The organism is Enterobacter sp. MGH120, assembly GCF_001037725.1.
Taxonomy (GTDB): Bacteria; Pseudomonadota; Gammaproteobacteria; order Enterobacterales; family Enterobacteriaceae; genus Enterobacter; species Enterobacter hormaechei_C.
This window is the reverse complement of record NZ_KQ089940.1, coordinates 437,663-449,063: the sequence shown is the minus strand read 5'-3', so window position 1 is coordinate 449,063 and position 11,401 is coordinate 437,663. Positions and strand designations below refer to the sequence as shown.

The 11,401-nt window shown below is 55.6% G+C and carries 9 protein-coding genes and 1 other annotated feature; of the genes, 2 read left to right on the top strand and 7 right to left on the bottom strand.

Annotated features, from left to right (window positions below; genetic code table 11):
- Nucleotides 1–907, bottom strand: a sequence feature (16S ribosomal RNA rRNA prediction is too short).
- A 455-nt stretch (nucleotides 908–1,362) separates the two neighbouring features.
- Nucleotides 1,363–2,070 carry a FadR/GntR family transcriptional regulator gene (locus tag SK54_RS02125; protein WP_003862405.1) on the top strand — a complete coding sequence of 236 codons (708 nt, stop codon included), beginning with the start codon at nucleotides 1,363–1,365 and terminating at the stop codon, nucleotides 2,068–2,070.
- Nucleotides 2,067–3,500, top strand: a complete 1,434-nt coding sequence (mdtD, locus tag SK54_RS02120) for a multidrug transporter subunit MdtD (RefSeq protein WP_048246649.1) — start codon at nucleotides 2,067–2,069, stop codon at nucleotides 3,498–3,500. Before SK54_RS02125 ends, mdtD begins: the two co-directional genes overlap by 4 nt.
- Here the strand turns inward: mdtD and rbsR are convergent.
- The 7 genes from rbsR to kup all read right to left on the bottom strand — a co-directional run bounded on the left by rbsR (nucleotide 3,466) and on the right by kup (nucleotide 11,385).
- The gene (rbsR, locus tag SK54_RS02115) at nucleotides 3,466–4,458 is read right to left on the bottom strand and encodes a ribose operon transcriptional repressor RbsR (protein ID WP_003862402.1); all 993 of its coding nucleotides are present in this window, start codon (nucleotides 4,456–4,458) and stop codon (nucleotides 3,466–3,468) included. The genes mdtD and rbsR overlap by 35 nt on opposite strands.
- Nucleotides 4,459–4,461: 3 nt before the next feature.
- Entirely contained in the window at nucleotides 4,462–5,391 is a 930-nt protein-coding gene (rbsK, locus tag SK54_RS02110; RefSeq protein WP_015570155.1) for a ribokinase, read from the bottom strand.
- Between the two features lie 108 nt (nucleotides 5,392–5,499).
- Nucleotides 5,500–6,390 carry a ribose ABC transporter substrate-binding protein RbsB gene (gene rbsB / locus SK54_RS02105; protein ID WP_003862397.1) on the bottom strand — a complete coding sequence of 297 codons (891 nt, stop codon included), beginning with the start codon at nucleotides 6,388–6,390 and terminating at the stop codon, nucleotides 5,500–5,502.
- A 27-nt stretch (nucleotides 6,391–6,417) separates the two neighbouring features.
- On the bottom strand, nucleotides 6,418–7,383 hold the full coding sequence (rbsC, locus tag SK54_RS02100; RefSeq protein ID WP_003862395.1) for a ribose ABC transporter permease: 966 nt from the start codon (nucleotides 7,381–7,383) through the stop codon (nucleotides 6,418–6,420).
- Nucleotides 7,384–7,387: 4 nt separating this feature from the next.
- Nucleotides 7,388–8,893 (bottom strand): ribose ABC transporter ATP-binding protein RbsA, encoded by a 1,506-nt coding sequence (rbsA, locus tag SK54_RS02095; RefSeq protein ID WP_048246648.1) that lies wholly within the window; start codon nucleotides 8,891–8,893, stop codon nucleotides 7,388–7,390.
- Nucleotides 8,894–8,900: 7 nt separating this feature from the next.
- Nucleotides 8,901–9,320 carry a D-ribose pyranase gene (rbsD, locus tag SK54_RS02090; RefSeq protein ID WP_003862392.1) on the bottom strand — a complete coding sequence of 140 codons (420 nt, stop codon included), beginning with the start codon at nucleotides 9,318–9,320 and terminating at the stop codon, nucleotides 8,901–8,903.
- A 196-nt stretch (nucleotides 9,321–9,516) separates the two neighbouring features.
- Nucleotides 9,517–11,385 carry a low affinity potassium transporter Kup gene (gene kup / locus SK54_RS02085; protein WP_006808744.1) on the bottom strand — a complete coding sequence of 623 codons (1,869 nt, stop codon included), beginning with the start codon at nucleotides 11,383–11,385 and terminating at the stop codon, nucleotides 9,517–9,519.
- Nucleotides 11,386–11,401 lie beyond the last annotated feature (16 nt).

Below are 11,401 nucleotides of genomic sequence, written 5' to 3'. Positions count from 1 at the left end.
TTAACCTTGCGGCCGTACTCCCCAGGCGGTCGACTTAACGCGTTAGCTCCGGAAGCCACGCCTCAAGGGCACAACCTCCAAGTCGACATCGTTTACGGCGTGGACTACCAGGGTATCTAATCCTGTTTGCTCCCCACGCTTTCGCACCTGAGCGTCAGTCTTTGTCCAGGGGGCCGCCTTCGCCACCGGTATTCCTCCAGATCTCTACGCATTTCACCGCTACACCTGGAATTCTACCCCCCTCTACAAGACTCTAGCCTGCCAGTTTCGAATGCAGTTCCCAGGTTGAGCCCGGGGATTTCACATCCGACTTGACAGACCGCCTGCGTGCGCTTTACGCCCAGTAATTCCGATTAACGCTTGCACCCTCCGTATTACCGCGGCTGCTGGCACGGAGTTAGCCGGTGCTTCTTCTGCGGGTAACGTCAATCGACAAGGTTATTAACCTTATCGCCTTCCTCCCCGCTGAAAGTACTTTACAACCCGAAGGCCTTCTTCATACACGCGGCATGGCTGCATCAGGCTTGCGCCCATTGTGCAATATTCCCCACTGCTGCCTCCCGTAGGAGTCTGGACCGTGTCTCAGTTCCAGTGTGGCTGGTCATCCTCTCAGACCAGCTAGGGATCGTCGCCTAGGTGAGCCGTTACCCCACCTACTAGCTAATCCCATCTGGGCACATCCGATGGCAAGAGGCCCGAAGGTCCCCCTCTTTGGTCTTGCGACGTTATGCGGTATTAGCTACCGTTTCCAGTAGTTATCCCCCTCCATCAGGCAGTTTCCCAGACATTACTCACCCGTCCGCCACTCGTCAGCGAAGCAGCAAGCTGCTTCCTGTTACCGTTCGACTTGCATGTGTTAGGCCTGCCGCCAGCGTTCAATCTGAGCCATGATCAAACTCTTCAATTTAAAAGTTTGATGCTCAATGAATTAAACTTCGTAATGAATTACGTGTTCACTCGTTGAGACTTGGTATTCATTTAGTGTCCGAGGACATTAAGAATCCATGTCACTTTGAGTGCCCACACAGATTGTCTGATAAATTGTTAAAGAGCAGTGCCGCTTCGTTTTCGCTGCGGCGCGGGGTGTGCATATTACGCTTTCCCGCTTCAGAGTCAAGCGTTTGTTTTGCTTTTCTCTGCTGACCCGGCGGCTTGCGTGCCGTTGTTCCGTGTCAGTGGAGGCGCATTATAGGGAGTTCTTCTGAAGTGACAAGAGGAAATTTAAAAAAAGTTTCTGACCGTGTTTTTTTTCACCAAAAGCGATGAGTTCAAGCTAAAAATTGTTCTATTTGATGTATCTGCAACCACAATCACACCTGAGATGGCATAATTAACCGCATCAATATTTAAGGAATAAAAGCGATGCCATTAAGCGCACAACAGCTGGCAGCTCAAAAAAACCTGTCCTATGTGCTGGCAGAGAAACTGGCGCAGCTGATCTTAGCGGGTAAATATGCTCCAGGTAGCATCCTGCCCAGCGAGATGGAGCTGGGAGATCAGTTTGGCGTTAGCCGTACCGCCGTTCGCGAAGCGGTAAAAACATTAACGGCGAAAGGGATGGTGCTTCCACGCCCGCGCATTGGCACCCGCGTTATGCCTCAGGGAAACTGGAACTTTCTCGATCAGGAGTTACTCACCTGGTGGATGACCGAAGATAACTTTAATCAGGTCGTCGATCACTTTCTGGTCATGCGCAGCAGTCTTGAGCCTCAGGCCTGCCTGCTTGCCGCCACGCTCGGCACAGCCGAGCAAAAAGCGCAGCTCAATACTTTGATGGAAGAGATGGTGGATCTGAAAAAGCACTTTAACCGCGAGCGCTGGATAGCGGTCGATATGGCCTGGCATGAACATATCTATAATATGAGCGGAAATCCTTTCCTGACCTCCTTTGCTTCTTTATTCCATTCTGTGTACCACACTTACTTTACCTCTATCACGCAGGATGAGGTGGTGAAGCTGGATCTGCATCAGGCGATAGTCGATGCCATTCAGGAGAGCGACGGGCAGCGAGCCCTGAGTGCGTGCCAGGCGTTGCTGGCCGCGCCAACCCACCAGCAGGTAAATAAATGACAGAGAAAAAAGCACGCAGTATGGCCGGACTGCCGTGGATTGCAGCCATGGCGTTCTTTATGCAGGCACTGGATGCCACTATCCTCAATACCGCCCTTCCCGCCATAGCCCAAAGCCTTAACCGCTCCCCGCTGGCGATGCAATCCGCCATCATCAGCTACACCCTGACAGTGGCGATGCTTATTCCGGTCAGCGGCTGGCTGGCCGATCGTTTTGGCACACGCAAAGTGTTCATGCTGGCGGTGACGCTGTTCACGCTCGGTTCTCTGGCTTGCGCCCTCTCCACCTCTCTGACGGAACTGGTTATCTTCCGCGTTCTACAGGGGATAGGCGGCGCGATGATGATGCCCGTCGCGCGTCTGGCGTTATTACGCGCCTATCCGCGCAGCGAACTGCTCCCGGTGCTCAACTTTGTGACTATGCCGGGGCTGGTCGGCCCGATACTTGGCCCGGTTCTCGGCGGCGTACTGGTGACCTGGGCTAGCTGGCACTGGATCTTCCTGATTAATATTCCGATTGGTGTGGCAGGGCTGATTTATGCCCGCAAATATATGCCGAACTTCACCACGCCAAGACGCAGCTTCGATATGGGTGGTTTCTTCCTGTTTGGCCTGAGCCTGGTCCTGTTCTCCAGCGGGATGGAGCTGTTTGGCGAGAAAATCGTAGCGACGTGGCTGGGGCTGGCCGTCATCCTCAGCGGTATTCTGCTGTTCCTTCTATATATACGTCATGCGCGTCGCCATCCGACACCGCTTATCTCTTTATCTCTGTTTAACACCCGAACGTTCTCCGTCGGGATCGCGGGCAATATTGCCTCGCGTCTGGGCACGGGCTGCGTACCGTTCCTGATGCCGCTGATGCTCCAGGTCGGTTTCGGCTATCCGGCCCTGATTGCTGGCTGCATGATGGCACCCACGGCGATGGGCTCGATTCTGGCAAAATCGACGGTCACGCAGGTGCTGCGCTGGTTTGGCTATCGTAAGACGCTGGTTGGCGTGACGATCTTTATCGGATTGATGATTGCGCAGTTCTCCCTGCAATCTGCGGCGTTACCAATCTGGATGCTGATCCTGCCGCTGTTTGTGCTGGGTATGGCCATGTCGACGCAGTTTACGTCGATGAACACCATCACCCTTGCGGACCTCACCGACGAGAATGCCAGCAGCGGCAACAGCGTACTGGCGGTCACTCAACAGCTGTCGATCAGCCTCGGGGTTGCCGTGAGCGCGGCGGTACTGCGGTTTTATGAAGGGTTCGAGGGAACCAATACCGTTGAGCAGTTCCACTATACCTTTATCACTATGGGCGCGCTTACCGTGGTATCGGCGGTGGTCTTTATGTTGTTAAAACCAAAAGACGGCCGGAACCTGATTAAAGAGCGTCACAAAGAGAAGGCTAAACCGAACCGCGTTCCATCAGAACAGGAGTAAGCTGCAAACGTTGCTGTTGCAGCGTGGGCTGGGCCATGCGGTGGATCAACACATCGATGGCCAGCTCGCCCAGTTCATCCTTCGGCTGATGGATGGTGGTCAGTGGGGGCGTCATGTAGCGCGCCAGTTCGATATCATCGTAACCGACGATCGCCATGTCGTCCGGAACACGTAATCCCGCCTGATACAGCGCCTGATATGCTCCGAATGCCATCGCATCGTTACCGATAAACACCGCCTGCGGACGCGGCTCTTGCGCCAGCAGTTTCTGCATTGCTTCAAATCCACCGTTAAATTCGAAATCGCCGGTGATGCGATAGCCATCAGGAATGGCAAGCCCCGCCCGTTCCATGGCCGAAAGATAGCCTTCCAGACGCAAGCGCGCCGGGGTTTTATCCAGCGGGCCGGTAATACAGGCAATGCGGGTATGACCTTTATCGATCAGATGCTGAGTCGCCATATCGCCGCCCAGCAGCGAGTTATCCTGAATCAGATCGCTGGTGCCGTCGAACGGCGCCCAGTCCATCATCACCGTGGGAATAGAAGGGTAGCGCTGGATGATCTCTTTCGAGGGTTGATGCGTTTCGGTACAGAGCAGCAGCAGCCCGTCGACGCGTTTTTGCATCAGCGTCTCCAGGTTTCGGTTCATGCGCTGCTCATCGCCTTCGGTATTGCACAGCACCAGGCTGTAGCCGCGCTCGAAGCAGCTGCGCTCCACGCCGCGCACCAGTTCAGAATAAAAAGGGTTGGTACTGGCCGTGATCAGCATGCCGATGGTGCGCGTCTGGTTGAGCTTCAGGCTGCGGGCCAGCGCAGACGGCGCATAGTTGAGTTCTTTAATTGCAGCGTCAACTTTCTCCCGAATCGCCTCGCTGACGAAGCGATCGTTATTGATTACGTGGGAGACAGTCGAGGTAGAAACGCCCGCCATACGGGCGACATCTTTCATTGTGGCCAAGCGTTACCCCTGCTGACTTAAGAATTCATCAATCTCTTTACGCCATGGAACAGAAGGCTGAGCGCCTTTACGCGTCACCGCAATCGCAGCGGCGGCATGCGCGAAGCGGATCGCGTCATCCATTGCTTTTCCTTCCAGCAGCGCCGTTACCAGTGCACCGTTGAAGGTGTCTCCTGCGGCGATGGTATCAATGGCTTTGACCTTAAAGCCCGGTACGCGACGGCCTTCGCCATTGACGCTAGCCCACACCCCACGGCTGCCGAGGGTGATGATTACGGTGCCGATGCCTTTTTCATGCAGTGCAAGCGCGGCACGCGCTGCATCGTCATCATTTTCGACACGGATACCCGTCAGCTTTTCCGCTTCGGTTTCGTTCGGGGTGATGATATCCACCAGCGCCAGCAGCTCATCTGATAATACACGGGCAGGCGCAGGGTTAAGTACGACAGACGTATGATTTTCATGCGCAATTTTCGCGGCGGCCAGCACGCTTTCAACCGGTGACTCCAGCTGCATCAGCAGGGCTTCCGCTCCGGCGATGATTCCACGCTGCGCTTCGACGCGTTCAGTCGTTAACGCGGCATTAGCCCCCGCATGAATACCGATGACATTCTCACCTTCCGCATTGACGAAAATCAGCGCCACGCCGGTAGATTCCCCTGCAACCACGCTGACGGGTGCAATGTCGATGTTGTCGCTTGCCAGCTGTTTGCGTACGCGCTCGCCGGTATCGTCATCACCCGTACAGGCGATAAACGCGATATTCGCCCCGCTGCGTCCGGCGGCAACCGCCTGGTTTGCGCCCTTACCGCCGAACGCCACCTGATACTGATTGCCAGTGACGGTTTCGCCCGGAGTGGGGAACGTTTCAAGGTTAAGAATGTGATCGGCATTGATACTGCCAAGGACGACGAGGTTGCCTGCGGTTTTCATGTATTGAGGTGTCCATCTGAGAGCGCCACCGGTCTTACCCGGTGGCGTATGCCACACTTTTCTTTTATTTGGTGTCCCTCAGGCAGCCAGCGACTGCCTGAATCGCCTTTACTGCTTAATGACCAGTTTCAGGTCAACAGGATATTTGGCCTGAACTTTTTCGCCCTTCAGCACTTTATCGGCAGTTTGCACGCCAGTCGCGCCAATCTGCTCAGGCAGCTGAGCGATGGTCGCAGCCAGTTTGCCATCATTTACTGCTTTTTCACCATCCGGCGTGCCGTCAAATCCGACAACCATCACATCTGATTTACCCGCAGTCTGGAGCGCACGCAGCGCGCCCAGCGCCATTTCGTCGTTCTGTGCGAATACCGCCTGCACATCAGGATGCGCGGTCAGCAGGTTCTGCATGACGTTCAGGCCCTTTGTACGGTCGAAGTCTGCCGGCTGGCTCGCCAGCACGTTGAATTTGTGCGCCGCTACAGCCTGCTGGAAGCCTTCACCACGTTCACGGGCTGCGGAAGTCCCGGCGATACCCTGCAACTCGATCACTTTCGCGCCTTCACCTGCTTTCTTCGCGATGTAGTCACCGGCGATTTTACCGCCCAGTACGTTATCAGACGCAATGTGGCTGACCACATCCCCTTTCGTTGCCTGACGGTCAAGGGTGATGACCGGGATCTTCGCCTGGTTTGCCATCTTCACGGCGTTACCGACCGCGTCGGAATCGGTTGGGTTGATCAGCAGGATTTTGGTACCACGAACGGTTAAGTCCTGAACGTTAGCCAGCTCTTTCGCCGGGTTGTTCTGAGAATCCAGCACCACCAGGTTGTAGCCCAGTTTATCTGCTTCTTTCTGCGCGCCATCCTTCAGGGAGACGAAGAACGGGTTGTTCAGGGTAGAGACAACCAGCGCGATGGTGTCCTTCGCCATGGCGTTAGCACTTACGGTTGCGCTCAGCGCGACAGCAGAAACCAGGGTAGCCAGTTTTTTCATGTTCATATCTAAGATGTCCTGTAGTGTCGTCAGTTACTGTTTTTTGTTGTCTACCAGTACCGCCAGCAAAATCACCACTGCCTTAACGATCATCTGGTAATAGGAGGAAACACCTAACAAATTCAAACCATTATTCAGGAAACCGAGGATCAGTGCGCCGATCAATGTCCCAACAATGCGACCTTTACCACCCGCAAGGCTCGTACCGCCCAGAACCACTGCCGCGATGGCATCCAGCTCATAGCCCGTACCCGCCGTTGGCTGCGCGGAGGAGAGGCGCGCCACTTCGATGATGCCCGCCAGAGACGCCAGCAGGCCGCACAGGGAGTAAACGATAATTTTGACTTTATTAACGCTGATACCGGACAGGCGCGTTGCCGCTTCGTTACCGCCCAGCGCATAGATATAACGACCCAGACGGGTATGGTGCAGCATGTACCATGCCGCCAGGAAGACGATAGCCATGATCCAGACCGGGGTCGGGACACCCAGCGGGCGACCAATACCGAACCAGCCAAACAGATCGGCGTTATCGGTAAAACCGGTATTAATCGGGCTGCCGTTGGTGTACACCATGGTCACACCGCGCAGCAGCAGCATCATCACCAGCGTGGCGATGAACGCCTGCACGCGACCTTTCGCCACAATCACGCCGGTTACGGCGCCAATTGCCGCACCTGCCGCCAGCGCAGCGGCAACGGCCACCAGCGCGTTGACCTCAATACCAACAATCGACGCGGCGATCGCGCCGGTGAGGGCCAGCAGGGAACCGACGGACAGATCGATACCCGAGGTCAAAATCACCAGCGTCATCCCCACCGCCATAATGGCGTTGACGGAGGTCTGCTGAAGAATGTTGAACAGGTTATTGACGGTAAAAAAGTTCGGGCTCATGGTCGAGACAATCGCGATCAGCACCAGCAGGGCAATCAGCGATTTTTGTTCCATCAGCCATGCCTTTGTGAAATAGCGGCGACCAGAAACAGCCTGGGTAGTCATCTTCTTACTCCTGATTCACGCGATTAAGCTTGCCCACAGCGGCAGCCATCAGAACTTCCTGGGTGGCCTGCTCGCGAGTGAATTCACCGCCGAGATGCCCTTCATGCATGACGATAATGCGATCGCTCATGCCTAATACCTCTGGCATCTCGGAAGAGACCAGAATGATGCTCAGACCGTCGGCCTTGAACTGGTTAATCAGCTGATAGATCTCTTTCTTCGCGCCCACGTCCACCCCGCGGGTAGGCTCATCCAGGATCAGCACTTTCGGGCGCGTCATCAGCCCGCGGGCAATCGCCACTTTCTGCTGATTCCCGCCGGACAACAGGCCAATCGCCTGCTCCATCGATGGGGTTTTAACGTTAAAGAGACGGATAAAATCGCTGACCGCCTGCTGCTCATCTTTGTGTTTCAGGCTGCCGCCGCTGCGGCTGAAATAGCCTAGCGCAGTCAGGGACATGTTCTCTTTCACCGACATGCCCAGCACTAAGCCGTCGCGCTTACGGTCTTCGGAAATATAGACAATGCCGTTCGCCAGGCCATCCTGCGGCGAGCGGGTGACCACCTCATGGCCGTCAAGGGTAACGTAGCCTCTGGTGCGCGGCAGTGCGCCATAGAGCACTTTCATCAGTTCGGTACGTCCCGCCCCCATCAGGCCCGCGACGCCAAGGATCTCGCCCTTGCGCAGAGTAAAGGAGACGTCATTCACGCCCGGCCCGCAGAGATTATCCACCTTCAGGCGAATCTCTCCCGGCGCTTTATCCAGATGCGGATACTGATCTTCGAGCTTACGTCCCACCATCATTTCGATGAGCGTATCTTCGGTCAGGGTTGCTACTTCGCGCTCGGCAATAAACTGCCCGTCGCGAAAGACGGTGACGTCGTCGCAGATTTCGAAGATCTCTTTCATGCGGTGAGAGATATAGACAATGCCGCGGCCCTGCGATTTCAGCTCACGGATCACGCGGAACAGGGATTCGGTTTCGGTATCGGTCAGGGCGTCGGTCGGTTCATCCATAATGATGACCTTCGACTCGAAGCTCAGCACCTTCGCGATTTCCACCATCTGCTGATCGCCGATGGAAAGGTCGCCCACCAGTCGGTCGCTCTTAAAGCGCAGATTCAGCTTCGCCAGCAGTTTGTCCGCTTCGGCATACATGGTTTTCCAGTCGATTTTGCCAAACCGGTTCACGAACTCACGGCCGAGGAAGATGTTCTCCGCAATGGTGAGCTGCGGGATCAGGTTCAGCTCCTGGTGGATGATGCCGATGCCCGCTTCCTGAGAGGATTTCGGGCCGTTGAAGGTGGTCTCTTTACCCAGCCACAGCAGCGAACCGGCATCGCGTTGGTAGATACCGGTCAGCACTTTCATCATGGTGGATTTGCCCGCGCCGTTTTCGCCCACCAGCGCCATGACGCGCCCGGAATAGACGTTCAGCGCCGCGCCGGAGAGGGCTTTTACGCCCGGGAACGACTTATCGATCCCTTTGAGTTGCAGTAATGCGTCCATGATGGCCTCAGAAGGTGACGCCAGCACAGAGAATGATATTCGCATACGGGGAACACTCCCCGCTGCGAATCACCGCCTGACTGTCTGCGGTTTGTTGTTTGAACTGCTCGTGCGTTGTGTAACGAATTTCTATGGTGTTTCCCTGGTGCTGTTGCAGTTGCTCAATATGGCTGAGCAACGTTTCGTGGAGTTGCGGATTATGTTGTTTGATTTCCGCCGCGAGAATGGCCGCCTCAACCTGCATCTCCGCGGTGACCACTTCCAGTACCTGCATGAACGAGGGTACGCCCTGCGTTAACGCCATATCGATACGGGTTGTGCTGCGCGGAACCGGTAAGCCTGCATCGCAAACCACCAGCGTATCGGTATGCCCAAGACGGGAGATCACCGATGAGATTTCTGAGTTGAGTACTGTGCCTTTCTTCATTTTTTGCTCCACTAGCGAAACGTTTCGCTAAAAACAGTGTAGCCGCAGAAGTGTTCAGAAAACCATCATGACGTAACGGATTTGTGATCAACGTCGAAACGTTTCGCTAAGTGAAATATTGAGGTGATTTTGGCGGGTATGTTGAGGATCTGGTAGGCCGGGTAAGCGCAGCGCCACCCGGCATTTTTAGAAGGACTTAAATCTCGACCTGCGTCCCCAGCTCAATCACGCGATTAGGCGGGATCTCAAACTGGTCAGGCGCACGCAGGGCGTTACGTTGCAGAATGAGATACAGCTTGCCGCGCAGGCGCAGATACCATGGGCGCTTGCCGATGATCAGCGACTCGTGGGACATAAAGAATGACGTCTCCATCATGCGGCAGCTCAGGCCTTCCAGACCGCAGCGGTGGAACACCTCTTCCACGTTCGGCGTTTCGCGCCAGCCGTAGCTTGCCACCACGCGCCAGAAGGTTGGCGATAGCTGCTCAATCTGTACGCGACGCACGTTGTGAACGTACGGCGCATCTTCGGTACGCAGCGTCAGCAGGATCACGCGTTCGTGCAGCACTTTGTTGTGCTTGAGGTTATGCATCAGCGCAAACGGGATCACGTTCAGCGCGCGAGACATATACACCGCCGTGCCCGGCACGCGCACCGGTGGGGACTTCTCCAGCGAGGCGATCATCGCCTCAAGAGAGTTACCGTGCTCGTGCATACGACGCAGCAGGCGGAAACGTTCGCTCTTCCACGTCGTCATCACAATAAACATCACCAGACCCAGCGTCAGCGGCAGCCAGCCGCCGGAGACAATCTTGTCGAGGTTCGCAGAGAACAGCGGCACGTCGATGCAGAGGAAGCCAACCAGGATCAGCCCCACGAGGAACTTATTCCAGTGCCAGTTACGGTACGCCACGGTAGTGGAGAGAATAGAGGTCAACACCATCGTTCCGGTTACCGCGATACCGTACGCCGCCGCCAGATTACTGGAGTGCTCAAAGCTGACGATAACAATCACCACCGCGAAATAGAGCAGCCAGTTGACGAAGGGAATGTAGATCTGGCCAGACTCCATCTCCGAGGTATGGATAATGCGCATTGGGGAGAGATATCCCAGACGCACGGCCTGACGCGTCAGGGAGAATACGCCGGAAATGACAGCCTGAGAGGCAATGACCGTCGCCAGCGTCGCCAGGATCAGCATCGGAACCAGCGCCCAGTCCGGCGCCAGCAGGAAGAACGGGTTTTTAATCGCTTCAGGGTGTGCAAGCAGCAGCGCGCCCTGACCGAAGTAATTCAGCACCAGTGAAGGCAAGACCACGCTAAACCAGGCGACGCGAATAGGGAGTTTCCCGAAGTGGCCCATATCCGCATACAGCGCTTCAACACCGGTAATGGACAGCACCACCGCGCCCAGCGCCACAAACGACACCACTTTATATTCAAGGAAGAAATGCACCGCCCACATTGGGTTCAGCGCGTGCAGGACATCCGGGTTGGCGATAATACTGCGTAAGCCCAGCGCCGCCAGGATCAGGAACCAGGCCAGCATAATAGGCGCGAACAGCTTACCCACCAGCCCGGTACCGTGTTTTTGTATGGCAAACAGCAACGTCAGCACGATAATAGCGAGTGGCACCACCCACGTATCAAGCTGTGGCGCGACAATCTCCAGCCCCTCTATGGCCGACATTACAGAAATCGCCGGCGTAATCACGACTTCTCCATAGAAGAAGCTGCCGCCAATCAGGCCGATGATGACCAGCACGGAGGTCATTCTTGCAGACGTATTGCGCCCGGCAAGGGACATCAGGGTCAGAATACCGCCCTCGCCCGCGTTATCAGCCCGCATTACGAAAGAGAGATACTTAAGGGAGACCACCAGGATCAGCAGCCAGAAGATGAGCGAGAGGAAACCAAATACGGCGTCACGCTCTACACCAAAACCAAACTGACCGGACAGACATTCACGAAGCGTATAAAGCGGGCTGGTGCCGATATCACCGTAGACAACCCCGATCGCCGCAAGCGTTACTGCGGGTAATGATTGCTTATTATCAGTGCTCATAGACTAGTCTTTTCGT